Genomic DNA, 25,150 nt, shown 5'->3' with positions numbered 1-25,150 from the left:
ATAATAGTAAGAGTTGTCTTTTAATAGAATGAATACAAAGGAGGGTGTGCAGATGGGAATTAGTAGTCGTTTTACAGTAGGTGTTCATATGTTGACTTTACTTGCGATAGATCGAAACTCTCGCTGTACCTCTGAATGGATTGCTGGTAGTGTGAATACAAATCCAGTTGTGATTCGTCGCATTACAGGAATGTTGAAGAGAGCAGGACTTGTTGATGTACAAGCCGGTAAAGGTGGTACGACACTTGCTCGTGATTTAGAAGAAATTACATTACTTGATGTATATAAAGCAGTGGAAGTTGTAGAAGAAGGACATCTATTTTCCTTCCATGAAAATCCCAACATTGAATGTCCAGTAGGAGCTAATATTCAATCAGTATTAGAAATTATTTTAATGCAAGCGCAAGAAGCGATGGAAAACGTACTTGCAAATGTAACGGTAGAGCAATTAGTTACAAATTTAAAGTCTAAAATAAAAGAATAAAAAAGCGAGCTTCCTCATAATGAGGGCTCGCCTTTTTTTATTCAGAAATATTGAAAATTCTATTTTTCAGTATTTAAAATGAATTTACCTACGATAGCTGCTACGATACCACCAAGAATTGGTGCTACGATGAATACCCATAGTTGAGAAAGTGCTTCTCCACCAACAAATAAAGCTGGTGCGATACTACGAGCAGGGTTAACAGATGTTCCAGTTAAAGGAATTCCTAATAAGTGAATTAAAACTAATGTGAAACCAATTACTAGTCCCGCTAAAGAAGAACTTCCTTTTTTACCTGTTACAGCCATGATAACTAAAATAAATACGAAAGTTAAAACGAACTCAACTAAAAATGCTCCAGATAAACCAAGAGTTCCGAAACCATTTTGTCCTAAATTATCTAAAGGTGTTTTAGCAGAGCGTAAAATCGTTACTAACGTTGCAGTTCCTAATAAACCACCTAAAATTTGAGCTAATACATAATAACAAAGTTCCATAGCGTTCATTCTTTTGTTAATGAACATAGCTACCGATACTGCTGGGTTAATGTGACATCCAGAAATTGTTCCAATGCTATATGCCATAGCTACAATAGATAGACCGAAAGCCATAGCGATTCCTAATGTTCCAATTCCTTCAATTCCGCCGCCAGTGACAGCTACTCCAGTTCCGAATAATACAAGTACAAATGTACCAATAAATTCAGCGATTGCTTTTTTTAACATAATTTACCTCCTATTAATGCGCATGAAACGTATTATAACATAGGTTTTCGTATAAACAGCCAATGAAATACTATTCTGATAAGGCGAAATAGGGGGACAATAAAAAAGATATGGTTCTATGAAGAAGAACCATATCTTTTGTTATGCTGACTTTTTCTGTTTAATGACTGGAACAGAACGGTTTAAAATACTATTTGCAACCATTCCTAACATAATAATAATCATTCCAAATAGGGAAAGGCCACCAGGGAATGAACCGTTCAAGAACACAATTTCACCAAGTACTGTAAAGACCATCGTTCCAGCTTGTGTTGCTTCAACGGCACCAAGTAAAGCGAGGTTGTCTTTTGCTAAGTCAGTGGCAAAGAAAAATGTCATCGTCGCAATGACGCCGGAACATAAAGCTAACAAAAATCCTTGCAGCATTTGGCTGGATGTTGGAATACCAGTAGTAGAAAATCCGTATATACCAAGTAAAATTGTAATAGGAAGACTGCCTATTGCCATTCCTAATACACGCTGGAATGTATCAAGACGTCCCCCCACAAGTTCCATCATTTTTCGGTTGCCGAACGGATATAAAAAAGCAGCTAATACGACAGGTAAAAACCCTGAAATGAACTGAGTTATTGTAATGTGTCCAGCTGCAGTTGTTTGCATACAAATTACACCTAGTAAAATAAATAATGCTACATATAAACTACGAAGCGGAATTTTTCCGCGTACAAGTTTTGTACCTGACTTCGTTTCTATTTTTACGAAAAATAGTGGTGATAAAAGTAAACCTGCTAATATCGTAACTTGCCAAGTTCCGGCAACGAGCCAAGCCGGAGAGAAGACAGCTGCGAAACTTAATAAAGAATAGAAACCAATCCCTGCAACGGAACCCCATCCGATCCATGCGAATGGATGTTTTTTTAACTCTGCCCATAACCCACCTAAGTTTTTGCGAAATAAAACGATAAGGAATAAAATAGGGAGAGCGAATAAAAAGCGGAAGTAAGCTGTCCAAGCCCAGCTCGTTCCAGATACATTCATTGCTCTATTAATAATAAAAGTTGCAGAAAAAAAGGCTGATGATAAGAGGCCTAATAATATTGCACGCATGAAATATAACACTCCTTTTGGAAATAAATAATTATGTATAGTATAATATACTTTAAGATAATAAAAGTAAACTATTTTATACTTTGAGGTGGTTTTATAGATGAAAGAACATGAAGATATGCAAACGAAAGAAGTCATTCAGCAAGTAGGTCAGCTATTAAGACAAATTCGAAATGAACAAAAATTAAGTTTAGAAGAATTAGCCCAAAAAACAGGAGTTAGTAAATTAACATTAGGGAAAATTGAGAGAGGTGAAACGAATCCAACGTTAGCTGTCATTTGGAAAATAACGAAAGGGTTATCGATACCTTTATCGAGATTAATGGTTGTTGGAGAACCTGTAGCTGTTGCGCGCTGCGGAGAAGGATTTGCAGTAGATGTAGGACAAGCATGGCATTTAGAAACGATGTTCCGTTACACGAAAGAAACAGGGATGGAAATGCACCGTGCTTGTTTAAGAGCGAATAGTATATATGAACCGGAAGCTCATCATGAAGGTGCTATTGAGCTTGTAACGGTAATGAAAGGGAAAGTATCCATTCAAGTGGAGAATGATGTATACGAATTAAACGAGTTTGACTCCATTCAATTTGAAGCGAATAAGAAACATAGCTATAAAAATGAAGACGATGAAGTGGCTGTATTACATTTAACGATGAAATACTCTTCATGAAAAAATCACCTATAGAATTCTATAGGTGATTTTTTATATGCTCTTCTTAAGTATAGGAAGTGATGCCATTAGTACGAACGTGGCATAAGTAATAAACAAATAAAGTAAACTAAAAATCCCGTTCCAAAACATAAAATAGCAATGACCCAAAGGATACGAATGAGAGTAGAACTAATATCAAAATATTCTCCTAAACCACCACATATACCAAATAGCATTTTATCAGTTTCGGATTTACATAATTTTTTTGACATATAACGATCAACTCCTTTTTTATATGAAGCTATATACTTCTATTCTATATGGAAATTTATGAGAAGACTATGAGGTTGTATTACATTTTTTTAGAGAAACGATCATATTAATTGTCTTAATTTTCAGCGGATATTAAACTTATAGTAAGAGGTATGAGGCGATTTTTAATAAAGGGTGGGGAAATAGAAATGACAGTATATTGGTTGACTAATGTAATGCTTGAATCAAGGTATACATATGAAGAAGGGGCAATTTCACGAACAGAAACAGAATTATGTAGTTTACTCATTGAAGATGGACGAATTAAAAAAATTATAGAAGGGATTGTTCAAGAGGAAGGGATAGTAACTCTTGATGTGAATCGCTTATTAATTTTGCCGTCTTTCGAAGAGATGCATATTCATATTGATAAAACATATTATAGTGGGCCTTGGAAAGCTTGTATGCCAGCAGACAGTATTTTTACACGTTTTAATGAGGAAGAGAAGATTTTGCCAAAGCAAGTAATAACTGCTCAAGACAGGGCGGAAAATATGCTAGAGTTACTACTTCGAAATGGTACAACGAATATTAGAACGCATTGTAATGTTGATCCAATTATTGGACTTCATAATTTGGAGGCGACGTTAGCTGCATTAGAAACATATAAAAATCGGATGTCTGGTAGAATCGTTGCTTTTCCGCAACATGGATTATTGCGCAGTAATTCTGTACAACTTGTGAAAGATGCGATGCGTATGGGTGCGAATCTAGTCGGTGGAGTGGATCCAGCTACAGTGGATAATGATATCGAAAAATCATTACATACGATTATGGATATCGCAGTAGAATTTAATGCAGATGTTGATATTCATTTGCATGATGCGAATAATCTAGGAACGTTTACGATGAAGAGGTTGGCAAGCTTAACAGAAGAAGCAGGGTGGCAAGGTCGTGTAACAATTAGTCATGCGCTTGGACTTGGTGGTGTTACTGATAAAGAAGCTGAAGAAGTGGCAGAAAGACTAGCAGCTTTAAATATTGATATTACTTCAACGGTGCCAATTGGTAAACAAGTAATTCCAATTCCATTATTAGATAAAAAAGGTGTTAAAGTTTCATTAGGAAATGATAGTATTACAGATCATTGGTCGCCGTTTGGAACTGGCGATATGCTTCAAAAGGCAAATCGATTAGCAGAGCGTTTTGGGTGGAGTGACGAAAGGTCTTTAGGAAAAGCACTTCGCTTTATTACGGGAGGAAAAGAAACGTTAAACAAGGAAGGGAAACGAGCTTGGCCAAATGTAGGAGATGAAGCGAGCTTTGTTTTAACGAATGCAACATGTACTGCTGAAGCGGTAGCGTGTCAAACAGAAAAGCGTTTAGTCGTGTATAAAGGGGATATTGTTGTTGGAAGTTTAAATGAGGTGGAATTAAATAATCTTGTGTAGAAGAATCGTTTAAATAATTTGAGGAGGGTTCTAATTGAGAATATAGAACTCTTCTTTTTTATTCTTACAATATATTTCGTATAGGAAAGCTAGAAGGGATGAAAAATTTGGACAATCAACATAACCAAAATCATATTATGGGAACTTTGCAATGGTTTATATTTTTATTAGCGAATTCAATCGCACTACCAATTGTCGTTGGTGGGTTATTTCATCTTACGACGGAAGAAATATTTTATTTAATGCAGCGTACGTTTTTTGTAGTTGGTATATCTTCTTTTTTACAAGGATGGATTGGACATAGACTACCAATTGCGGATGGGCCAGCTGGATCTTGGGTTGGTGTATTTACCGTACTTGCTTATGCAACGGCCGGACAGGATCAATTACATAGTACACTGCAAATTTTGGAATTAGGAATGATCATTTCCGGTGTTATTTTAATAGGATTAGGAGTAACTGGTTTTATTGGACGTATTTTATTTTTATTTACGCCGGTTGTGACAGGGACGTTTTTACTTTTATTATGTTTACAATTAAGTGGTGTATTTTTAAAAGGAATGCTAGGAATTACAGCTACTATTTCTCAAATTGATGGATTTACAGCAATAATCGCGTTTGGTATATTTCTGTTCGTTATTATACTATCTAATTTTGGAAAAGGTTTCGTTAAAAGTTATGCCGTTTTAATAGGATTAATTAGTGGGTGGATTATTTTTCTCATTGCAGGGAAAGTGACAATCCCATCTCAAGTAACTCATTTTGTGCAACTTCCACAAATATTTGCTTGGGGTCTTCCGAAGTGGAATACAGGGATGGCTGTATCGAGTTTCGTTATGGTATGTATTTTAGTTTCAAATACAGTGGCAGCTATTATAGCGATTAATCAAGCTACGATTCATAAAGCGACTATTGAACAAAAACAGTTGAAGGATGGTACGTGGGTTGGAGGGATTTCACATATCATTTCTTCCGTATTTTCAACTGTAGGTGTCGTGCCGCTACCGGCGACAGCGGGATTTATACGTTTAACAAAACAAAAGTATATACGATCGTTCTTACTAGCATGCATATTACTAGTCGTAATGTCGCTGTTTCCGAGTATTATTCGTTACTTAGCATCGTTGCCATCCGCTGTCGCATCTGCAGTGTTAATGGCTTCGTTCGTACAGTTAATTGGAATTGGATTTAATAATATAAAACAAGTGCCGATGAGTGAAAGGAATATAACGATTTTAGGCGTTGCAGTATTATTTGGCAGCGGCGTTATGTTTTTACCGTCTGGAGCACTCCAATCATTGCCGTCTGTTATGCAATATATATTCGGGAATGGTTTATTTGTAGGTACAGTTGTAAGTATATTGCTAGAACAAATATGGCGTACTGGAAAGTAAATGGATAAAAAGAGTGTCCGCACTGTATAAAAGTCTAAAATAACATAGGAAATAAAGCCCATTTTTATTCACCACCTGCACATTTCGTTCATACAATATCTTGACTAAATAAACACCCAACTTACACATACACAGCTCTGGCTTAAGCAAGGAGGGTTATACCAGTTGAAGGAAAAAGCGTATCAATCTAAACCTTTACTCACAAAGAGAGAGAGAGAAGTATTTGAATTACTGGTTCAAGATAAAACAACGAAAGAAATTGCAGGTGAACTTTTTATAAGTGAAAAGACAGTTCGCAACCACATCTCAAATGTAATGTGTAGTGTTTGCAAATCAAAATACATATAATTAAAATGTAAATTTTACCTAGATCTATTATATAATAAACTTAATAAACAGAATTGCAGAAGGGGAAGAGATATGACTGTTAGAAAAATAAATGTAGATGAAGCAGTTCGAGAATTGATTTGTGCTACTGAAGAAACTGAAAATCCTTTTTTCTTTATAGTAGGTGCGGGGATATCGTCTGATTCGGTACCATTAGCTAGTGAAATAATTAATAAGTGCAAGAAAAAATTAAAAGTTCAAGATGAAGAAGGCAATACCTTAGGTGGAAATGGTGCGGACGATTATTCTAAATGGTTACAAAAGGCGTTTCCACACTCAATTTCACGTCAAAATTTTTTTAGAGAGTTAATTGAAAACCAAAATATTACAACTGCTAATTTTAAATTGGCACATCTTTTATCAGCAGGGAACTTAGGGAATATTGTAGTGACCCCTAATTTTGATGATTTTTTATCCAGGGCACTCACTTTATTTAATATAAAACATATTGTTTGTGACCACCCAGGCACATCATTTAAAGTCAATGTAGAAAGAACTGATACTCAAATTGTCCATGTACATGGTACATATTTATCTTACGATTGCTGTAATTTAACGAATGAAATTAATGAAAGGAACCAAGCTTCAAATACTACGAATAGCACCATGGCATCGCTATTTGATAGGATAGCTGATACCAGATCGCCTATCGTAGTTGGATATAGTGGTTGGGAAAATGATGTTATTATGACATCACTAAAAAAACGACTTGAAACTCGTTTACCTTACAATTTATATTGGTTTTGTTATAATTATGATAGTTATCAAAATCTACCTGATTGGCTTGTATATCACAATGATGTTGTATTTATTGTGCCAAGTGAAAAAAGATTGGAAGATGCTCCTTTTACCGAGCAATTGCAAAAAAATAAAGTTTTAGATGCAAATATTATTTTTGATAAGCTAATAAGTCAATTAGATTTACCTGAGCCAGAGATTACTAGCGATCCAATTCAATTTTTTATAAAGTTTATTGGTGGGAATAATCCAGCTTCTGGTGATACTAACGATGCATTTTTTCTGGGTCATGTAGTAGAGAAACTGAAAAAAATCAAAAAACTTGAAGAGAGTAGACCTGAGGAAACGGCTGATTATAATTTCTTCCAAACGACTAGGCAGTTTGTTCGTAGATCTCAATATGATAAAGCATTGAAATTATTGGATTCTATAAATATAAATAACCTAAAGGAAGGGAATAGGCTGGAACTGCTTGAAGTATTGATTTCAATAATTTTAAATGTAGATACAGAGGATAAGGACAAGAAAAGAGAAGCACTTTATGCATATAAACTTTTTGAAGAGACTTTAGCAAGTATAAGTATTAAATCAGAAAAAATGAATGATTTTATACAGGCAACTTTACCAATTTACGTTTTAAAAGCTGAATTACATAAAGATTTAGATGAATTAGAGAAAGCATTAGAAATTATTGATAAAGCATTAAATATGTTTACAAGTTTTGAAGATCAAGGGATGACATTAATTCAAGCTCATATTATTAAAGGTGAATTGCTCACAGATTTAAATAGGTTATCAGAAGCAATTAGTGTCTATGAAGGGTTAGTAGCTAACTTAAAAGAAATAAATAATCCTGAAAATTATAATGACATTTCCTATGCATTATTAAAATTAGGTACGATTCGTGAAAAAATGAAAGATTTTACTGGTGCGGAAGAGGTTTATACAGAACATATTGATTTATTTTATAAAACAGATGAGGAAAAACATGCTATAGGATTATTTAGGAAAATAGCGTTGTATTTAAGTAGAGACAATGATTCTGAAGCATTGGAACTGATATCTCAATTTGAAAAAGAATTCATGAATTCAAAAGTTGAAATTGTAAAAGATTTACTTATCACTTTATTGGATAGGAAGCTAAGAATCATTAATGTACAAGGAATTGAGCGTCAAAATGTTACGGATATTTGTGATACATTAGTTTCAATTTGTGATAATACCGATAAAAAGGAAAAATATACAAGTGCAATGTGTAATGCTTTAGTTACTAAATCTTTGGAATTATATAATGATCAGGATTACAGTGGGGCTTTTGGGGGATTTTGGGAAGCGTTTGAACTTGGAAGTGATATAGCAGGTATAAATCTTTCTTACATGATTAGGAGAAAAGAAATTGAGTATACTCATGAGAAGTATACTATAGACGATTTATTAAAAAAAGGACTTGAAAATAAGAATGCCTTTGCAGTTGTTAATAAAGCCTTATATTTAGTTCAAAATAAATGGGATTTAGAATATTGGTTAAAAGCCGATGAGCTTATAAAAGAATTAAATAAAGTATCTCCTCAAGAGGTTGGAAGTATATTGAATTGGTGGGGGAATTTATCTGAATCACATGATGTAGAAGGGGATTTGGTGATAGGATGGTTGCTAAGGCATCAATTAATAGAAGATCCTAAAGGATGTAATTTAAGTGAAAGATTAGATAAGGCTAAAGCCAAAGGTGAATGGTTTGTCCAAGATTTTATGTATAGTGAGGTTAGTATGCCCTCTATAATAAATGGATAAAGATTAAGATTAAATTTTAGGATTGTCCCATGAAAATTTGCTCATATAGTGGTCATGAGGTGATTAATCATGACTTCGAAATCTTCTTCACTTAAATTAGGTAATGAAATATACGGTACGATAAAAATTGAAGAAGCGTTTCTAGAAGCTTTAAAAATGTATTTTATAAAACAGCAAGACAAAAAAACTCCTGATTAATCAGGAGTTTTTTATTTCTCTGAAGAGGATGGCATAGGAGAAATGATTATTCAGTTTTATAAATCCATACATACTTTTCACCTATATAAGAATCCCAAGATTTCCATTGCCAAGGCGGTGGAGGGGAATCTTGATAATATAATTGATAAAAGATATTTAACCATTTAAGTGAATAATGATCAATTTTTAAAGAATGGTATAACGTGCTGGGAATCGGGAAAGCTTGCTGATACCCGCCACTACCTTTACTTGAATGATGGTAAATATGAAAATATTCATCTAGAGGTAACTTTTTTAAATCTGCAGTGTAGAACAGAAATCCATAGTTTTTTGCTGTTTCAAAGAAATCGATAAGGGATTTAATGTCTGGATATTTTTTCGTCTTTATTCCATTATTTAATGTGATAAGCTTCATTTGCTTAGTACCTCCTAAAAAAGAAAATTGTATTCTAACAATCACCTCATATGAAGTTACGAAAATAAAGAAGTCATTATATTTAATGATTGATTAGTACAATTAATTGATTATAGATTGTCACGTATCGATTACCAATCAGAATTGTATGTTCTGGAGATCCGTAAAAAACATTATTACTTCCATACTTCTTACTCAGGGAATGAACAATTTCTTGCATAGTCTGTTTTAAATCATCTTGATTGTATGAAATACCAGTTTCTTGAAACATGTCTTCAATAGAGTCAATGTAATCATCCCCAATAAAATTGCCACCATCTTCAAATTGGATGTGTATCCAATCTATATAGTTTTCAACTACTTGTACCAATTCTTTTTTCATATATATTCAGCTCCTTAATTAGAAAAAAGAGAACCTCTTTTTATAAAGGTTCTCCTTTTTTTATGAATTTATTCATATTTATAAAACAAATTCATAATAATGAATAATAGGTAGACAAGTTGTTCATAATGAGAGTAGGGAAATTATTGAGATTGCTGATATATTTCTAAACCTTTTTCGATATGGGACATGAAATAATTTGCCAATTCTGAGTTTTCATCATGAGTTTTTTGTAATACTTGGCATAACCGTTGTAAACGAAAATCAAGTTCATGGTTTATGGAATCTGTTTCCTGGGTGAGAGCAGGGAACAGGTTCAATTCTTCTTGTATTTGTTCTAGAAATGCAAGTGAAACAGTATCGGTTTTCATTGTTTCTAAATTACTGAGATAACCAGGTGAAACATGTAATTTTGCTGCAAGCTCATTTAGTGTAATTCCTTTGTGCTTTCGCAATGTTCGAATGGTTTGCCCGAGATGTTGCAACAAGTAAATACCTCCCTTAGTTAGTTTTTAAACAAATGTTATATTTTTAAAAGTATATGCAGTAGGTAAAGAAAACAGACTTTTTATAAATGATTTTTATGAAAATGAAATAGTGGAAGGAGTGAGGTTTTTGAAAGATGCAGAAGCGATTGGGTACATTGTAATGGGAGTAAGTAGGATGGGGTATGGATTAGATGGTATATTTCAGGCAATGGATATAGCTCAAAAGGTGTTAAATCAAACATTAAAAGAAGAATTATGGAATGAAGATGTCTTAGAGGTAGTTGAAAAGCTAGGAAATAAAATAGAAATAAATGAAGATGAGTTAAGATCCGAAATGTATTGGAGCTTTGATGTTCACACAGAAACCGAAGCGGGTATTATTTATCAAGAATTTATGGATTTAAGAAAGAACGAATCAAAATTAACAAGATAACAATAGTGTGATTATGTAAATAGGATTTGGCTTGGAAGAGAGCTAAATCCTATTTTTTATTTTAATGTTACTTTTGTGTAGTTATATCTGTTATATGACATTCATAACATTATTAGAGACATGAAGTGAGGTGGAATATGACAAGGTGGATTAATGTTCAAGAAGCGATGAAGATTTTAGAAGAAAACTATATAAAGGTAAGTTATAAAACATTTACGGATTGGCTTCGGAAGTTAGAAATTGCAGCAGTTCCATCAGATAATCGGAAGGAGGGATGGAGTATTCGTGAAGAAGATTTATTTGAGTTTATTGATAAGAAACGCCCAGGATTACGCCAAATCTTGCAGGAATATCAACACCTCATTCAAGATATAAACGATGTAAAACAACAAGTACAAGCTTTATTTCATAATAAGACAGAAGGAGAAGTTGAATACATGGAAGGAAGAAAGAGTAAAATGAGTGAGCATATTAATTATTTATATGAGGTGTTGCAAATGATGCATGACGAGGTAGAAGAATTAAAAATACAGAATCAATTGATGAAAGATACATATGAACAAGCAGCAGGAGAATATAAGTCATTACAAAAAAGAGTGAAAAAACTTGATGCAGTGATTAGAAAAAGACACCAACCCAAAAGCGTAGCTAACGATAGGGTTCAAAATTTGGATGAAGGAACATTTCGAGGATTATTAAAAGCAAAGTTTAAACGACTTTTTCCTGAGCGTCCATACCCGCTTAAAGAGGAGAAGGAGCAGCAAGTGTATCAAGAGTTTTGTAATTTTGTATTTCCAAAAGAAGATAAAAATCTGGGGATAATAAAGGATGGGGATAAGTATATTTATCAACAAACAGGTGAGAGCTCTACACAAGTGAATCGTCTTTATAATAAAGTAATTGAAAGGTTATTGAATGATATGGAAAAGAGAGCCGTTTTGGGAAAATAGGCTCTCTTTTTTATGATGGTTTATTCATTTTTATAAAATAATTTCATTAAAATGAATAAAGGGTACTAGATTGGTAATAATGACCATAAAGAGACTATTCCTTTTGAAATAATATCAGCCCTTGTTCAATGTGAGAAATAAAATAATTGGCTAACTCGGGATTGGTATCATGTAGCGTTTTCAGTAGCTCGCACATGCGATCTAGACGGAAATGTAGTTCATGGTGAGGGGAATTTGTATGATTCAGTGAAGGAAATAAATCAAATTCCTCATTAAGTTTTGCAAGCAAGGTTAAAGAAATAGTATCTGTCTTTTGGGTTTCAAGATTACTTAAATATCCCGGAGAGACTTCTATTTTTTCAGCAAAAGCTTGAAGAGAAATTCCTTTTTGTTTTCGTAAATTGCGAATGGTTTGTCCTAATTGAGTGATCAATATTAATTCCTCCAATGTTATTTATTTTGAAAGGAGATGAATCTAATGACTGTACAAAAGAAACTGCAACTTAGATCTATTTCATATATTCATGATCCTGAAGCGGCAGAAAAATGGTTTCAATTATATGTTGAACTTTTAGTAGAAGTGATGAAACAAAATGATTCTATGGACAAGCTAGATTAGCATACATTGTAAGCACAACAAAATGGAAGGACTGGTTGTATTGAAAAAGACAGTCGCCTATTACCGTAGTTCTTCTAAAAAGCAAGAACACTCTGTTAGAATGCAGCAATATTATGCAAAGGCATATTGCAGAGATCACTATATGAAACTGGATTACGAATACAAAGATCCATATGTATCAGCTCGAATTGTACATATGAATCAACGATCAGGTTTGCAAAACTTACTGGAAGCCATTCGAAATGACGAAATTGAACATTTAATTTTGTATAAAAGAGATCGGTTAGCAAGAAACGTAATTGAGTATATGGAAATTTACGAACTCCTTCAAGAGAAACAGATAAAAGTTCATTTTACGACTGTTGGAGAACCTGTACTGGAATACACACCTATGAATCGTTATTTAGAAGTAATTATGGCTGGATTTGCGCAGCATGAAGGTGAACAAATTAATAAACGATTTGATGCGATGCGTCAGAGTAAGTTTAATGCAGGAAAAGCAGTAAGTCGGCTTCCATATGGTTTCGAAAATAATAAAAAAACAAAAGCAATTGAAATGATACCCGAGGAAATTGATGTTGTGATGTTTATTTTTAATGAATTTTTGGATGATACATGTATATCTTTGCAACAAATAAAAGAAAGTTTAGATGCGAAAGGTTTTAAGAAACGAAAAGGAACTCCTTGGGAACTGCAAGATATTAGGCGTACACTGGAAAATTCATTTTATATGGGTGTATACAGTATTCGATTGAAAGGAGTCCAACAAGAACAACAGTTAGAAGGTACAATACCAATTGAACCGCATCAATGGGCAGCCGCACAAGAAAAACTAAATCGAATATTAAATAAGCGTGGTTCTACACAAATGAAAAAGGAATTTGTTAAGGAAGATATTCTGTATCGTCTGGAAGGACTCCTGCAATGTTCCTATTGTAAGAGACAATTAGAGGGAGTTGTAAAACGGCAAGGGGATACATTTTTAATAGGATATCAATGCAAAGAACATCGGTTGTATATTGATAAGGAATATATCGAACAAAAATCGTTTGAACAAATGAAATATTTTTTTCTTAATTTGAGAGAAAAGGATTTTGATTGTTTATTTCAACGCTACTATAAAAACAATGTAAAAGAAATGGAACGAATCATACAGGCGCATACACAACGTTTAGATAAAAAGAAAAAGACAGTACACACAAAAGTACAAAGGTGGCTAACGGAAAAGAAAAATGATAAGTTGCACAAAGAGTTACTTGGTTCTTATCAGCATTTTCAAGATCATAAACATGAAAAGGAAGAGTTAGAATTAAAGCTTAATGTATTAAAAAAAGTACCTAATGTATTGAAAGAGTTGAAAGATAATATCCATGAGAAATTGGTATTAGATTCTTTACCAGGTTATAAAGGTGCAGAATTGTTTCAAGATTTGATTTTTACCGTAATTGTAGATAAGCACAGTTATGAAATTATTTTTAAACATCCATTTTTACATTATCAAGAGGTGCATACATGTGAAGACAGTCCGTGATGTTCTAGAGAAGGGGAAAAAGGGTGCTTTTTATGCTAGGGTTTCATCCGATCGTCAAACCATCGATGCTCAAAGACATCATGTATATGAGTTTATCAAAAATTATGAATGTGAAATCGTGAAGGAATATGTAGACCATGGAGAATCAGCATTTAAAAAGAAACTAATAAAACGTCCGAAGATGATGGAGTTATTAAGAGATGTGGAACAAGAAAAATATGATTTTGTGATTACGTATGCAGATGATCGTCTGGCGCGGTCTGAATTTGAACATGCGCAAATTCGACTAATTATGAAGGGAGCAGATACAGACGTTATATTAACGAGTACAGCAGAAATCTATACAGAACGTGATATTATTACCCAATTAATTAGAGAAGGCGGAAATCGTTATGAAGTAGAGCGAATTAGTGCTCGTACTAAAGATGCATATAAACAAAGAACTGACTACGGTGAGTGGATGGGAGGACCGGTTCCGTTTGGGTATGAGCAGGACGAAAAGACAAAAAAGTTTTCCGTTTTGAAAGACGAAAAAGAAATCGTATTAAAGATTTATCAGCTATATCAAAGTGGAGAAGGATTTGCAGGTATTGCAAAAAAATTAAATGAACAAAAGGAAAAAACAAATACTATGATTTGGAGGAAAGAAAGGGTAAAACAAATTTTGACCAATCCAATCTATGCAGGATATGTTACATTTGGGAGATTAAAATCTGGATCGGGGAATAGTATTGAAGATTTATCAAAGTGGAAGATGGCGCAATGTAAAGACATTCCGCCTATTATGACTCAAGAAGAGTGGTTTGCTACTTTTCATTTGTTTGAGAAAAAAAGAAATAAAGAATTACCCCCTAAACAATTTAAAACAGGATATGTTCTACGCGATTTAATTTATTGTAGAAATTGTGATCATCCCCTTTTACCTAAAAATCAGGAAACCACAGGGAATAATGGCAAGAAATATGGAATGAAAAAATATATGTGTTCAAATAAAACATGTAAGATTTGGTTTCCAACAGACGAATTGCATACATTAGTTTTTGATAGTGTTATGAAAGAGGTTACGGATAAAGTCATTTCCAAATCTCAAACAGAACTTATGTATGAGATTGAACGAGGTTTAGAGAAAGACATAAAGCGGATTCAAAAGGAAATTCAACGTTTGAAACGACAGGTGAATGATTCCCTTGTTTGGATTAAAGATACGGAAAGAGAAATAGACGTGTTATATAATCGAAAGAAAAGATTAGTGGAAGCTGATCCGGAAATTGATCCATTATTAGATGTAATGCTCGATTACCGTGTGCATTTGTTGCATGAAATTAAGGGGTCAGAAGAATTGATTGCAAAAAAAGAAGCAGAAGTGAAACGTATTGAAGAAGTAGATTCAAATCGAAGGATTTTAGAGAAAAATGTATTACAGGCATTCCAAATAGAATTTGCTAATATACAAACAGATGTTAAAAAAGTTCGTCAATTTTTAGTGTATTTAATTGATAAAATTATAATTGATCAGAATGGGAAAACAGAATATATTTTAAAAATAAATTTAGAACAATAAAAAGCAACTCAAAGATTGAAGTTGCTTTTTATTGTTCCCTAATATCAAAAATATGGACATGTCATATTTAGTATCTAGAAATATGCTAGTTTCAAAGATTGAATTTTTCTCGGTGAAAAGGTGAAGGTATTATAACAAGGGAAAATTTTGTTCGGTAAAAGAGTAGGAATGGTATACCACTACTACTTCTTTACCGAGCGATTTTTTTAAAAAGTAGGACAAGATTCCATGATATATAAGGTTTACCCTTTTGTTTGTAAATAAAGAAAATTCAGGATGTTTCTTTCTCGGTGTAAGGATGAAGATGTCTTGTGTCATTCGGCACTGAGGTGAATTATAAATTGATTAATTTTCAAAGTTTGCTAGCGAATTTTGAAATAGGAACAGTATTCATGTTATAGAAACAAGAATCCAGTGAGGAGAATTAAGCATCTTTAAAGAGAATTTTTTTATTTAAATTGAGTGCGGTTATTATGTAATGTGTATGTTATGAAACATTTCTTTTTACAAGGCTTATATAAAGTTTGTTATTTTACCTCTGTCATATTTAATTTGTTATGTTAAAAAGTAATAGGATAATTTCTTCTAAAAAATAGCCACCGATATATCGATGGCTATTTTAAGTATTTGTGTTTTAAAATGCATTAAGCGCTAGGCATCAGTGCTGCGTTTATACCTTTTTTCTTATATTTTTTGATGTGTGTTAGGTTTTTTCTTCTTTGGTGAACTTTTAATGACTTGCCAAATACAAAATATAATAAGAACCCCCTGAAGAAAAGTTAATAAAAAATCTTGATACTGTGTATGTAACGAAAAAGAAAGGAAATCGAAGAGGAAATGCTCGATAATCAATGGGAGAATGCTTCTATAATAAAGCATAAAGTAAAAGGTAGGAATGGCGCCAATCATTAAAGGTAATCCTGCAGTTAGTTTATAACTGAATACATGCATATAACCAAACATAAAGGAAGCTAAGACTATAGCAATAAATATTCTTGTGTGTCCTGAAAATTGAGACAGTAAAATAAAGAAAGAAATAAATATTAGAAGTTTATAAAATTCTTCACCAACGGCGATAAATGGCAACTGTAATAATTTATCTAGATACTCCTTATTTGTATATACCATCCCCCTAATTCCTTGGGGATCATTAATGTTAAAAAGGTTCAGCATTTCTAACACTAATAACGAAAAGAGAAAATTAATAATAAGCAAGGAGATGGATAATTTTAGAATTTTTTTTGGTTTGTATCTTTTAAAATCTAAAAAAACGTGTATATCTTTATAACCAATAAGTAGGCACACAAGAGTTAATAAAATTGGAGTATATATTCCTGTGTTCAAGGTTATAATCAAGCTTGGAATTAATAAAAAATATAAAAATGATTTTTGGTAAGGAAAACTTGTTGGCTCTGGTATGTAATTAAACTTATTTAATAACCGGTAAATTGAGGGCGATTCATTCACATGAAGGCACATCCTTTATTTTAGAGTTGGTTTGTACATGTATATACTGTAAGGAAGTTTGTTATGAAAAAACTTCTAACAAAAAGAAAGTCGAAGGAATTACTACTCAAACTGAATTTTCTTTTAGTGAATTAGGACAAGGATTGTATTGTTAAATGTAGGAATATGTAATGTATATTTTGGGGAAGTAAGTAAAGTTAGATGGGGAATGGGTTTGTATGAGGAGAATGGTTTTATAGACCGTTTTAAAGATAAAATCACTATATATAGTTGGTCGTTATTGTATAAAATCTATATGCATTTTATAATATTTATAAACATTCGATAGAAATATTATACATGTAATACAGATAATTGATTATAAAGGGGAATGTAGTTTGGGGAATATTGAATGGTTAGTAAAATATGAACGTGAAGGTACAAATTTAGATTTTAAAAGAGAACAATATCAAAAAGAAAAAAACAAAGATTTAATTAAGGATATTATGTCAATGGCAAATACACCAATTGACAATAAAAAATACATTGTTGTTGGTGTCAAAGATAAACCGGATGGAACAAAAGAATTCCATCCTATTCCTAGGGAAAGTTTTATAGATCAAGCAACGTATGAACAAGTTATTCGAGAAAATATTGAACCGGCTATTGAGTTTTCATATTCTCCAGTTGAAGTAGATGGGAACTTATTAGGTGTATTTGAGATTGGTCCTTGTAATAACCCTCCCTATATGATGAAGAAAGACTTTCAGGGCTTAAAAAAAGGGGATTGTTACATTCGAAGAGGCAGTCAACAAGATCGATTAACAAGACGAGATTTAGATGAACTGCTAGTATTTCGATCAAATCAATATTTTAATGGGAAAATTTCAGTTGGTTTTAATAGCAGATTAGAGAAAAAAATAGTTATAGAGGGAAATAAAGAAGTAAGGCTCCCTTCTCAATTAGCTAAAGAAAGAATTGAGGCGGAATTAAGTAGGAGGGAAAGAGAAGGGGAAGTTGAAACAAATCCTTTTCAGCATGTAGTGTGGACTCCTTTTCAAGTAGTACCGTATGCACAAAGAAGTACAGAAACTTTAAAGGAAAACCTAAAAAATGTCGAAGAAACTTATGATGAGGATGATTGGTTTTATTTAGGGGAAGAGATTTCGCATAAATTAAATATAATTCTGCGAAATGATGGTGATAAATATTTAGAAGATGTATCGATTCGAATGGAAATTCCAAGAGAAGATGGGGTTATAGTAATGGACTGCATTCATTCAGAGCCTAGTCGAGGGATATTACATACATCTTTTCAAAATTCAGGACTTACTAATATGATGCATTATCCAAGCGTGGAGACAGAAGAGCATTACTTTATTGTTGAAGCTGATGTAGGTGCTCTTAAACATCAGCAGAACATGGAAGCCTTTGGTGAAGAATTAAGAGTGTCATTTGGACCGAAAGTTCGTGGGAAAGTTTGCAATTGGAAGTATACAATATATGCTGAAAATCTCCCGAAACCTATTACTGGGGAGTTAGCAATAGAAGTTGTATAAAAGGAACTATGATAGTTCCTTTTTTATTTGTATATAAAATTCATTTTTATAAAAACGATTTATTAAAATGAATTTTTGTGTGTAGTTAAAGCCATATTAATGTTAAAACAAGTTGTTTGTTCTTTTAGTAATGAAAAAACAATAAGGTGTCATATCTTTTATAAGAGCGTAAATAAAGTGGTAAAGCCTTGGTTTGAAGTTCGGTAGTCTGGTGGTTCGGAGATGGGAGGTGAAAGTATTGGAGTCTTACGCAGTATATGTTCGTGTATCAACTGACCGAGATGAACAAGTTTCATCCGTCGAAAACCAAATAGATATCTGTCGGAATTGGTTAGAACGAAATGGATTCAATTGGGATGAGAAACGTGTTTTTAAAGATGAAGGAATAAGTGGGACTTTATTTGTAGATCGCCCCTCTATTCAGTTGTTGCTACAGAAAGCAAAAGCAAAAGAAATTAATATGGTTGTTTTTAAATCCATTTCACGTTTGGCGAGAGATTTGAAGGATTCACTAGAGATTCGTGAGGTGTTTTTAGCTCATCATGTTCGAATCATTTCTGTTGAAGAAGGTTACGATTCTGTAAAGGCTGGAAAAAATGATATGGCATTTGAGCTGTGGTCTTTATTTTCAGCTCAATACAGTAGAACGCTTTCGTCTAGTATTACGGCAGCTTTGGCAGTAAAAGTACGTCGTGGGGAGCATATTGGGAAAGTTCCGTATGGATACAATCGTGAAAATCAAAAATTGGTTATTAATGAGGAAGAAGCCCAAGTTGTTCAAATGATGTATAAATGGTATCTCGAAGGTTGGGGATATAAAAAAATAACAAATGAATTAAATCGATTGGGTATAAAGTCGAAAACTAAAAAGAACTGGCAAATGACATCAGTTCAAAGAATCCTTCAAAGTTCAATTTATAAAGGAACCTTTATTTTAAATCAATATACTTCAGTAAAAGTTGGTGGTAAGAAAAAACAAATTCGAAATCCAAAAGAAAAATGGTTTGTTTTTCCTAACCATCACCCTAAGATTGTTGAAGAAGAGATATGGAATCAAGCAAATCGAAAAAAAAATAAAACAAATAAAACGAAAATCACAGCTTGGAATGAATTTCGCAATCTAGCAAAATGTGCAGTCTGTGGTTCTAATATGGTAATTATACAGTCTCATTTGAAAAAGAAAAGTGGAGAGCGAACGGAATGGAAATATTTAAAGTGTTCTCAATATCGTCGGGCAGGAAAGCATGGTTGTGTAAATCATGTGCCGATTCAATATGGGGATTTTCGTCAGTTTATCATAAAATTACTAGTGGAAAAAGGAGAGTCTGTGACTTTAAGGCTTCAAAGCAATGTCGAAAGGGGGCAAGAGAAAAAGATAAAAAAGTTACAACAGCTTATGAGTACAAATCAGCAAAAGAAAAAAACACTACTAGATTTGTATTTAGAAGAACTTATTAATAAAGAAGAGTTTGAAAAAAAACGGAACGATCTTGAAGCAGAAATAATCAAAGCGGATCATGAATTATTGGTGATACAAAATGGTAATCATGTTCAAATGGATATTCAAACGATAAAACAAGCCTTTGAGCAGTTACAAAAGCAAGAGCAAGATTTAATTCACGTATTTCAAACATTAATTCAAAAAATCAATATCCATCAAAATGGGACGGTGGATATTATATATACTTTTGAAAGTCCGTTATAAGAAGGGGGCATATCCCTTCTTATTTTTGAAATGGATAATTACATTGCACAAGTAGTTAGTTATATATGGAAATTTTTATGTTAGTATCTAATTAGAGAAATAAGTTTGCAAAGAGATAATTTAAGAAAATAGATTAATTTTTATTCAGAGAGGGATAATTATGGGGATATTCAATACAATAAAGAAGTTATTTTCTAATCCGGCTGTTAAGGAACCTAATAATGGTCCAATGGTAAATTCGGAGCGCCATTTAGGAAGAGTTAAACAAAATAAATACTATGATTTTGTTGAAAAAGGTACAATTCGACCAATATCGACTATTCCTTTAAAAATGAATAGTCAGCTCACATGGAATTCATTTTTTTCTGTAGCTAAGAAAAATCCTAAATTAATAAATTTTGAAACAAGGTCTCGTAGGAAGTTTCGACATCTTTATCATAATCAAGATTTACTTATTGTCGAGGCTGCAGAAACTATTGAAATTATTACTAAAGAACAAGTACAACAAATAAATTTAAAAGAAACAGCATTAGAAAAAATGCATCCTGTTGCTGTGAATCAAATGGGTGCTCTACTTCACGATAAAGAAAAGGTTGCTTTTGTACATTATAAGAATAAGCGAGCTATTGTATATGAGTTTCAATGGCAACCCTTTAGATTTGCGATAGGTAATGATTTTTGGTTAGTGGGAACCCGGGAAACATATGACGGTCCAGGTAAACTCTATTGCTTTGACTTTAATGGAGATCTAAAATGGGGCATTGCTTTTAAAGAAATACTCTCTACGATGTTTGGTGAGCTGAGTTTTATGCCTTATTTACTTGAGGTGTCAGCGGATTCAACCGATATTTTTGTCTCGAGTATGGATAGATTGTATCGATTGGACAATAACGGTAATTTAAAAGCTAGAATTGCTATTTCTGAACTGAAAGAAAAAGAATTACAACAAAAACAAGAAGAACTTCAACGTGAATTATCTGCCCCGCCAAAAACTGAAGAAGAAGCAATAAGTATGTTTGCTAAACAATTAGCAGCTCAATTTTCTATGGGATTTGAGAGAATGAGTTTTAATTCGCCATTCGCTGGTTTCGCACATGATCACAAAACTGACATGGTGTTCATTTTAGAAGAGAAGGGGCGAGTTTCTGCTTGGGATAGTAGTGGGAGGCTCAAATGGATTAATGCATTTAAAAATGAAGGTAGATATATCTGTTGGATAGAGAATAAATTGGTTGTCTCTTTTCAATCTGGAGAAACTTTCTGGTTAAACAGAGAAGGGAAATTTATTTATGGCGCGCAGCTACCAAAACAAGCCGCTACTATTCAATTGATTCCTAATCAAGAAAAATATTTAGTTGTGTGTGAAGATAATCGATTATATGAACTACACAAAGACACTGGGAACCTCATAAAAGGCTCAGAAGGGCACCCTGGAATGAAATTATTCATTTTATCTGGTCAAAATGTGTTTTTTGATGGAGGGATTCATAATCAAGGATACTTTTGGTTAGCTCCTGAAAATCACCAATGGCAACATTTTGAGGCTAAAACCTTTACGGATGTAGAAAAGATTGATGTTCAAAGTGAGGTGGCACCTGAGATTACTGTGACTAAGCGGTTTTCAGCAAAATGGGAGATAAAGAGTAAAAAAGAGTGGTTTGGTAGTCGGGTTATTGACATGAAAAATCAAAGGGTCTACGTGGTTGAGGAAGGACCGCGGAAATCAATTAATGAATTAGCAAAGTTATCTGATAAACAAAGAGAAAAAGATCGTTTGAGCCATAAATTAGTATGTTATGACCTTAGTGAAAATGTTATTTGGGAAAACCATATATATTCATCTATGTGGTCGCTATTCTTATCTTTAGATGGAGAGGTTTTGTTTACAAGTATACCTTCAGGATCAGAAATTACCTATCTTCCTGGTCATATTGTTACCTATTCAAAAGATGGTCAGCAACTTGATAAATTCAAAGTGGATGCTCATGGATTTAATCTGGATTTTATTTCCGAGGACAGGGCTATTGTTCATTTTGCTTCTGATAGAGGCGAGAAGTCTGTTTCTGGTATATTCGAAATCGACGGCAAAGGAAAATGGAGACTAAAAATAAATGAATCCGATGTTGAAAGTGAAAAACGGAATGTGTTCGGTGCAGGATTAAACGATGTAAGTTTACCTAACTTCAGATTAAAAAGAACAGACAAGAAAAAATATGAATTGGAAAGTCGAAATAGTAAAATAGAATTAAAGTTTTCGGCGGCTATTTATGAAGCTTATGAAACAATGGAACATAATTTGGTATTGCGAATAGGAACAAGATTGGTATCGTTCTATAACACGAATTTAGAGAAAATCCTTGAAATTAAAGAGCAAGAAAACATTCAATCTGTGACATTGGGATCGAGTAGCTTAGTGGTTGTGACAAAAGCAGAAGTAAAAGGTTACAATTATCAAGGTGAAGTCTTGTGGAGGTATAGCGCTCTTCCGAAAGCGTTCGAATCAAGGGTAGTATGGATTCCAAATAAGAACATTTATCTATGGATAGTATCAAATAATTTGGAAACAATAGCCGCGGCTATATATGAGAATGGGAATGTGTTCAAAAGTCATTCGTTTAACAAGAATAGTTATCATCATTCTATCTTGGTCTATCCTGAAGAGTGTTGTTTTGTAGCTCAGACAAATGAAATTATTCAAGGATATAGTATTTAATAATTATTATGGAACATTTACGTGAGTAGACGGGAAGAGGGGCAATTCCTTTTTGCAATCACTACACATCACAAACGCAATGCAAAAGCTAGGGGTTAAAGGACGTTCACAAGCAGTTGTTGAGCTTCTTCGCATGGGAGAGCTCGAACTATAAGAAAGCAGCCGACTTTTATATGAAAGGTCGGCTATTTTTCTGTTTGTTTCACGTGCTATATGAATGATAAAAACGTTTCATACATAAATAGGTAATAAGGAGGGGATATGTTGAAAAGGATACTGTTAGTTTCAACAAGTGCTCATGATATGAATGGACACCCGACTGGTTTGTGGCTGGAAGAGCTCGCAGCTCCTTATCTTTTATTTAAAAAAGCTAAGTTCGATGTTGATATTGTTTCTATAAAAGGCGGAAGAGTGCCGATTGATAGAGTATCTATTCCGAATGGCATACCTCGTGAATTTAAGCATGTCGCTTCTTTATTGCAAAATACGAGGGTGATTTCAACTGTCCATTCTTCAGAGTATGATGCGGTATTATTTGGTGGTGGACACGGGGCGATTGTAGATTTTCCAGGTAATCCATATGTAGCAAATTTAATTGAGAATATGTATAACAATAACCGGATTGTAGCGGCTGTTTGTCACGGGGTAAGTTCTTTAGTTGGTGTGAAAAATAAAGATGGTTCGTTTTTTGTTGCCGGTAAGCGTATAACAGGTTATACAAACGATGAAGAAAAAGCTGTACATTTAGAAAAGCGAGTTCCATTTTTGCTAGAAAGTAAATTGAAAGAAGAAGGGGCTTTGTTTTATGTCGCTCCTAATTTTACGCCACATGTTGTAGTGGATGGTCGTTTAATTACAGGGCAAAATCCGCAGTCTAGCGTGGAAATAGGTAAGGCTATAAAAAGGGCTGTAAATAAATTATCGTCCTTTTAATTTCTGCTCATTTCTTCTTATTAATAGGAATGTCTTCTTTCCAAAAAAAAGATGGAGCAATAAAGTGAAACTTTAATTAGTGGGGGTCTTACTGCCCGGCAAATAGCGAGGTAAATATGCACTTTATATAGAAGAAACCGACTTTCGTATAGAAGGTCGGTTATTTTTCTGTCTTGCAAATTATGAAAAAAAGGAGCAAAATAAAAAAGGTCCTAGTCTATACAGGTACAAATGAAAATTTTCATACAGAAGCAGTTTAAGTGAGCGAACTTAAAGTGTGTAAAATATAATGATAAAATAAGATGATGAATGAGAAAACGGGTGATGAAGTTGAATAGAGCAATCGGTGTTATCGATTCAGGAGTTGGTGGTTTAACTGTAGCGAAGGAATTAATTCGTCAGTTGCCGAAAGAGCGTATTATATATTTAGGGGATACAGCGCGTTGCCCTTATGGTCCACGTTCTCGAGAAGAAGTGCGTCAATTTACGTGGGAAATGACGGAGCATTTACTAGATTTAAATATCAAGATGTTAGTTATTGCGTGTAATACAGCAACTGCGGTTGTATTAGAAGAAATGCAGAAACAATTACCAATTCCGGTAGTGGGAGTTATTCACCCAGGATCACGTACAGCTTTAAAAGTGACAAATACGTATCATGTTGGGATTATTGGTACGATTGGAACGGTGAAAAGTGGTGCATACGAAGAAGCGTTAAAGTCTATTAATAACCGTGTTATGGTAGAAAGTTTAGCATGTCCGCCTTTCGTCGAACTTGTAGAAAGTGGGAATTTCGAAAGTGAAATGGCGTATGAAGTTGTAAGAGAAACATTGCAACCGCTGAAAAATACCGATATTGATACACTTATTTTAGGTTGTACACATTATCCAATTTTAGGTCCTGTTATTAAAAAGGTAATGGGAGATAAAGTGCAACTAATTAGTTCTGGTGATGAAACAGCGCGTGAAGTAAGTACAATTTTATATCATAGTAAAATGTTGAATGAGGGAGAGGAACAAAGTGATCATCTCTTCTTAACAACAGGGAAAATAGGCCTATTTAAAGAAATTGCATCAAAATGGTTCGGTCAGCCGATTGAAAATGTGAAGCATATTCATTTAGAAGAATAATAATAGAATTCATATAAGTGAACCCCTGAGATATTAGGGGTTTTTTGTTTATCCCGCTATTTGCCGGGCAGTAAGACCCTGCTGATTAAAGTTTCACTTTAT

General features: G+C 33.5%; 25 protein-coding genes and 1 pseudogene. 18 read left to right on the top strand and 8 right to left on the bottom strand.

The genetic code is table 11. The features are described from left to right. Positions 1 to 52: 52 nt before the first annotated feature. Positions 53 to 484 carry an Rrf2 family transcriptional regulator gene (locus BTOYO_RS08785; RefSeq protein ID WP_000512996.1) on the top strand — a complete coding sequence of 144 codons (432 nt, stop codon included), beginning with the start codon at positions 53 to 55 and terminating at the stop codon, positions 482 to 484. A gap of 59 nt (positions 485 to 543) precedes the next feature. Here BTOYO_RS08785 and BTOYO_RS08780 read toward each other — a convergent pair whose 3' ends face one another. Continuing rightward, the gene (locus BTOYO_RS08780) at positions 544 to 1,209 is read right to left on the bottom strand and encodes an aquaporin (RefSeq protein ID WP_000913214.1); all 666 of its coding nucleotides are present in this window, start codon (positions 1,207 to 1,209) and stop codon (positions 544 to 546) included. Between the two features lie 141 nt (positions 1,210 to 1,350). Next, a complete protein-coding gene (locus BTOYO_RS08775) occupies positions 1,351 to 2,316 on the bottom strand; it encodes a DMT family transporter (RefSeq protein ID WP_001201663.1) in 966 nt (321 codons plus the stop codon). 100 nt (positions 2,317 to 2,416) lie between these two features. On the opposite strand from BTOYO_RS08775, the gene BTOYO_RS08770 reads away from it, so the two are divergent. Next, the gene (locus BTOYO_RS08770; protein ID WP_000658047.1) at positions 2,417 to 2,989 is read left to right on the top strand and encodes a helix-turn-helix domain-containing protein; all 573 of its coding nucleotides are present in this window, start codon (positions 2,417 to 2,419) and stop codon (positions 2,987 to 2,989) included. Positions 2,990 to 3,057: 68 nt separating this feature from the next. Here BTOYO_RS08770 and BTOYO_RS08765 read toward each other — a convergent pair whose 3' ends face one another. Continuing rightward, positions 3,058 to 3,243, bottom strand: coding sequence for a PspC domain-containing protein (locus BTOYO_RS08765; protein WP_000038412.1), 186 nt, complete (start codon positions 3,241 to 3,243; stop codon positions 3,058 to 3,060). A gap of 189 nt (positions 3,244 to 3,432) precedes the next feature. Here BTOYO_RS08765 and BTOYO_RS08760 point away from each other — a divergent pair, with 189 nt between their 5' ends. From BTOYO_RS08760 to BTOYO_RS28145, 5 genes are all read left to right on the top strand, one after another. Further along, complete coding sequence (locus BTOYO_RS08760; protein WP_000219581.1) at positions 3,433 to 4,674, top strand: amidohydrolase family protein; 1,242 nt, start codon at positions 3,433 to 3,435, stop codon at positions 4,672 to 4,674. A gap of 98 nt (positions 4,675 to 4,772) precedes the next feature. Next, positions 4,773 to 6,068: a purine/pyrimidine permease gene (locus BTOYO_RS08755; RefSeq protein WP_000792687.1), complete on the top strand. Its 1,296-nt coding sequence runs from the start codon at positions 4,773 to 4,775 to the stop codon at positions 6,066 to 6,068. Positions 6,069 to 6,233: 165 nt separating this feature from the next. After that, a complete protein-coding gene (locus BTOYO_RS08750; RefSeq protein WP_023441078.1) occupies positions 6,234 to 6,416 on the top strand; it encodes a helix-turn-helix domain-containing protein in 183 nt (60 codons plus the stop codon). A gap of 72 nt (positions 6,417 to 6,488) precedes the next feature. Continuing rightward, entirely contained in the window at positions 6,489 to 8,984 is a 2,496-nt protein-coding gene (locus tag BTOYO_RS08745) for an SIR2 family protein (RefSeq protein WP_023441077.1), read from the top strand. Between the two features lie 69 nt (positions 8,985 to 9,053). After that, positions 9,054 to 9,182: a hypothetical protein gene (locus BTOYO_RS28145; RefSeq protein ID WP_274518935.1), complete on the top strand. Its 129-nt coding sequence runs from the start codon at positions 9,054 to 9,056 to the stop codon at positions 9,180 to 9,182. A 46-nt stretch (positions 9,183 to 9,228) separates the two neighbouring features. On the opposite strand, the gene BTOYO_RS08740 is transcribed toward BTOYO_RS28145, so the two are convergent. The 3 genes from BTOYO_RS08740 to BTOYO_RS08730 all read right to left on the bottom strand — a co-directional run bounded on the left by BTOYO_RS08740 (position 9,229) and on the right by BTOYO_RS08730 (position 10,467). Then, complete coding sequence (locus BTOYO_RS08740; protein WP_023441076.1) at positions 9,229 to 9,597, bottom strand: protein kinase family protein; 369 nt, start codon at positions 9,595 to 9,597, stop codon at positions 9,229 to 9,231. 82 nt (positions 9,598 to 9,679) lie between these two features. Continuing rightward, positions 9,680 to 9,979: a hypothetical protein gene (locus BTOYO_RS08735; RefSeq protein ID WP_023441075.1), complete on the bottom strand. Its 300-nt coding sequence runs from the start codon at positions 9,977 to 9,979 to the stop codon at positions 9,680 to 9,682. Positions 9,980 to 10,122: 143 nt separating this feature from the next. Further along, positions 10,123 to 10,467, bottom strand: coding sequence for a helix-turn-helix domain-containing protein (locus BTOYO_RS08730; protein WP_041488052.1), 345 nt, complete (start codon positions 10,465 to 10,467; stop codon positions 10,123 to 10,125). A gap of 118 nt (positions 10,468 to 10,585) precedes the next feature. On the opposite strand from BTOYO_RS08730, the gene BTOYO_RS08725 reads away from it, so the two are divergent. Together BTOYO_RS08725 and BTOYO_RS08720 are read left to right on the top strand one after the other, a co-directional pair. Further along, positions 10,586 to 10,900 carry a hypothetical protein gene (locus tag BTOYO_RS08725; protein WP_238547055.1) on the top strand — a complete coding sequence of 105 codons (315 nt, stop codon included), beginning with the start codon at positions 10,586 to 10,588 and terminating at the stop codon, positions 10,898 to 10,900. A 137-nt stretch (positions 10,901 to 11,037) separates the two neighbouring features. After that, positions 11,038 to 11,850: a helix-turn-helix domain-containing protein gene (locus tag BTOYO_RS08720; protein WP_023441072.1), complete on the top strand. Its 813-nt coding sequence runs from the start codon at positions 11,038 to 11,040 to the stop codon at positions 11,848 to 11,850. 94 nt (positions 11,851 to 11,944) lie between these two features. Here BTOYO_RS08720 and BTOYO_RS08715 read toward each other — a convergent pair whose 3' ends face one another. Then, positions 11,945 to 12,283, bottom strand: coding sequence for a helix-turn-helix domain-containing protein (locus BTOYO_RS08715; RefSeq protein WP_041488051.1), 339 nt, complete (start codon positions 12,281 to 12,283; stop codon positions 11,945 to 11,947). 45 nt (positions 12,284 to 12,328) lie between these two features. Here BTOYO_RS08715 and BTOYO_RS27615 point away from each other — a divergent pair, with 45 nt between their 5' ends. The 3 genes from BTOYO_RS27615 to BTOYO_RS08705 are packed head-to-tail and all read left to right on the top strand — an operon-like array spanning position 12,329 to position 15,561. After that, a complete protein-coding gene (locus BTOYO_RS27615) occupies positions 12,329 to 12,469 on the top strand; it encodes a hypothetical protein (protein WP_162148117.1) in 141 nt (46 codons plus the stop codon). 40 nt (positions 12,470 to 12,509) lie between these two features. Then, positions 12,510 to 14,000, top strand: coding sequence for a recombinase family protein (locus BTOYO_RS08710; protein ID WP_238547054.1), 1,491 nt, complete (start codon positions 12,510 to 12,512; stop codon positions 13,998 to 14,000). After that, a complete protein-coding gene (locus tag BTOYO_RS08705; RefSeq protein ID WP_023441070.1) occupies positions 13,984 to 15,561 on the top strand; it encodes a recombinase family protein in 1,578 nt (525 codons plus the stop codon). Before BTOYO_RS08710 ends, BTOYO_RS08705 begins: the two co-directional genes overlap by 17 nt. Before the next feature lie 684 nt (positions 15,562 to 16,245). Here the strand turns inward: BTOYO_RS08705 and BTOYO_RS08700 are convergent. Then, positions 16,246 to 17,028: a CPBP family intramembrane glutamic endopeptidase gene (locus BTOYO_RS08700; protein ID WP_023441069.1), complete on the bottom strand. Its 783-nt coding sequence runs from the start codon at positions 17,026 to 17,028 to the stop codon at positions 16,246 to 16,248. 377 nt (positions 17,029 to 17,405) lie between these two features. On the opposite strand from BTOYO_RS08700, the gene BTOYO_RS26115 reads away from it, so the two are divergent. The 6 genes and pseudogenes from BTOYO_RS26115 to racE all read left to right on the top strand — a co-directional run bounded on the left by BTOYO_RS26115 (position 17,406) and on the right by racE (position 25,048). Further along, complete coding sequence (locus BTOYO_RS26115) at positions 17,406 to 18,566, top strand: ATP-binding protein (protein WP_023441068.1); 1,161 nt, start codon at positions 17,406 to 17,408, stop codon at positions 18,564 to 18,566. 229 nt (positions 18,567 to 18,795) lie between these two features. Further along, entirely contained in the window at positions 18,796 to 20,271 is a 1,476-nt protein-coding gene (locus tag BTOYO_RS08690; RefSeq protein ID WP_041488049.1) for a recombinase family protein, read from the top strand. A 160-nt stretch (positions 20,272 to 20,431) separates the two neighbouring features. Next, entirely contained in the window at positions 20,432 to 22,984 is a 2,553-nt protein-coding gene (locus BTOYO_RS08685; RefSeq protein WP_023441066.1) for a hypothetical protein, read from the top strand. Positions 22,985 to 23,048: 64 nt separating this feature from the next. Beyond that, positions 23,049 to 23,138: pseudogene (gene gerE, locus BTOYO_RS08680) on the top strand (spore germination transcription factor GerE); the annotation flags it as partial. A gap of 107 nt (positions 23,139 to 23,245) precedes the next feature. Beyond that, a complete protein-coding gene (locus tag BTOYO_RS08675) occupies positions 23,246 to 23,917 on the top strand; it encodes a type 1 glutamine amidotransferase domain-containing protein (RefSeq protein ID WP_002039695.1) in 672 nt (223 codons plus the stop codon). Positions 23,918 to 24,241: 324 nt separating this feature from the next. Further along, complete coding sequence (gene racE, locus BTOYO_RS08670; protein ID WP_000773999.1) at positions 24,242 to 25,048, top strand: glutamate racemase; 807 nt, start codon at positions 24,242 to 24,244, stop codon at positions 25,046 to 25,048. Positions 25,049 to 25,150: the final 102 nt, after the last annotated feature.

It is taken from the genome of Bacillus toyonensis BCT-7112 (genome assembly GCF_000496285.1).
Taxonomy (GTDB): Bacteria; Bacillota; Bacilli; order Bacillales; family Bacillaceae_G; genus Bacillus_A; species Bacillus_A toyonensis.
Note: the sequence above shows the minus strand (reverse complement) of the source record. Positions and strands in the feature narration are given on the sequence as shown.

Excerpts from the sequence above, each read along its gene's own strand:
- BTOYO_RS08770 (WP_000658047.1), top strand. The coding sequence starts at position 2,417 with ATGAAAGAACATGAAGATATGCAAACGAAAGAAGTCATTCAGCAAGTA.
- BTOYO_RS08675 (WP_002039695.1), top strand. The coding sequence starts at position 23,246 with ATGTTGAAAAGGATACTGTTAGTTTCAACAAGTGCTCATGATATGAAT.
- BTOYO_RS08760 (WP_000219581.1), top strand. The coding sequence starts at position 3,433 with ATGACAGTATATTGGTTGACTAATGTAATGCTTGAATCAAGGTATACA.
- BTOYO_RS08720 (WP_023441072.1), top strand. The coding sequence starts at position 11,038 with ATGACAAGGTGGATTAATGTTCAAGAAGCGATGAAGATTTTAGAAGAA.
- BTOYO_RS08740 (WP_023441076.1), bottom strand. The coding sequence starts at position 9,597 with ATGAAGCTTATCACATTAAATAATGGAATAAAGACGAAAAAATATCCA.
- BTOYO_RS08755 (WP_000792687.1), top strand. The coding sequence starts at position 4,773 with ATGAAAAATTTGGACAATCAACATAACCAAAATCATATTATGGGAACT.
- BTOYO_RS08775 (WP_001201663.1), bottom strand. The coding sequence starts at position 2,316 with ATGCGTGCAATATTATTAGGCCTCTTATCATCAGCCTTTTTTTCTGCA.
- BTOYO_RS08745 (WP_023441077.1), top strand. The coding sequence starts at position 6,489 with ATGACTGTTAGAAAAATAAATGTAGATGAAGCAGTTCGAGAATTGATT.
- racE (WP_000773999.1), top strand. The coding sequence starts at position 24,242 with ATGAAGTTGAATAGAGCAATCGGTGTTATCGATTCAGGAGTTGGTGGT.
- BTOYO_RS08780 (WP_000913214.1), bottom strand. The coding sequence starts at position 1,209 with ATGTTAAAAAAAGCAATCGCTGAATTTATTGGTACATTTGTACTTGTA.
- BTOYO_RS27615 (WP_162148117.1), top strand. The coding sequence starts at position 12,329 with ATGACTGTACAAAAGAAACTGCAACTTAGATCTATTTCATATATTCAT.
- BTOYO_RS08685 (WP_023441066.1), top strand. The coding sequence starts at position 20,432 with ATGGGGATATTCAATACAATAAAGAAGTTATTTTCTAATCCGGCTGTT.
- BTOYO_RS08735 (WP_023441075.1), bottom strand. The coding sequence starts at position 9,979 with ATGAAAAAAGAATTGGTACAAGTAGTTGAAAACTATATAGATTGGATA.
- BTOYO_RS08785 (WP_000512996.1), top strand. The coding sequence starts at position 53 with ATGGGAATTAGTAGTCGTTTTACAGTAGGTGTTCATATGTTGACTTTA.
- BTOYO_RS28145 (WP_274518935.1), top strand. The coding sequence starts at position 9,054 with ATGACTTCGAAATCTTCTTCACTTAAATTAGGTAATGAAATATACGGT.
- BTOYO_RS08765 (WP_000038412.1), bottom strand. The coding sequence starts at position 3,243 with ATGTCAAAAAAATTATGTAAATCCGAAACTGATAAAATGCTATTTGGT.